Annotated in this window: 1 protein-coding gene; it reads left to right on the top strand. The window is 72.3% G+C overall.

From position 1 onward, the window contains the following. Positions 1 to 86: 86 nt before the first annotated feature. Positions 87 to 761, top strand: a 675-nt coding sequence (locus ACTWQJ_RS51950; protein ID WP_443313290.1) for a PepSY-associated TM helix domain-containing protein, incomplete at its 3' end; no start/stop codon positions are given.

Genomic DNA, 761 nt, shown 5'->3' with positions numbered 1-761 from the left:
ATCCTCCGGGAACTCGACGGCTCCGCAGCCCGACTCATGCACCACCTGGCTGAAAATCGTCCCCACTCCCCGGAGCACACCCACCGATGACCATCACCTCCTCGCCCGACACGGACGAGGCCCCGCAGTCGGCCGAGTCGGCGCCGTTCCCTGGCAGATGGGCGCCCCTGCGCCCGCTGATTCTGCGACTGCACTTCTACGCCGGCCTGCTCGTCGCGCCGTTCCTCCTCGTCGCGGCCACCACCGGCTTCCTGTACGCCGGTTCCTTCCAGGCCGAGAAGATCCTGTACGCCGACGAGATGACCGTCCCCGACGTCGGCGACACCAAGCTTCCGATATCCGAGCAGGTGGCGGCCGCGCGCGAGGCGCACCCCGAGGGCACGGTCTCGGCCGTGCGGCCCTCCCCGGAGGCCGACGCGACCACGCGCGTCCTGCTGTCCGGCGTGCCGGGCGTCCACGAGGACCACACACTCGCCGTGTTCGTCGACCCGTACACCGCCGAGGTGCGCGGGTCCCTGGAGCAGTACGGCTCCACGGGGGCGCTGCCGCTGCGCACCTGGATCGACGAGTTCCACCGCGACCTCCACCTGGGCGAGACCGGCCGCCTGTACAGTGAGCTCGCCGCGAGCTGGCTGTGGGTGATCGCGGCCGGCGGCCTGGTGCTGTGGTTCGACCGCCGCCGAGCCCTGCGCAAGCTGCGCGGCAACCACGGGCGGCGCCGCACGCTGGGCCTGCACGGCACCTCCGGTGTCTGGGCCGCG

This window comes from Streptomyces sp. KR55, from assembly GCF_052245645.1.
GTDB lineage: Bacteria > Actinomycetota > Actinomycetes > Streptomycetales > Streptomycetaceae > Streptomyces > Streptomyces flavusporus.
The sequence above is the reverse complement of the archived record's forward strand: the minus strand, read 5'-3'. Positions and strand labels throughout refer to the sequence as shown.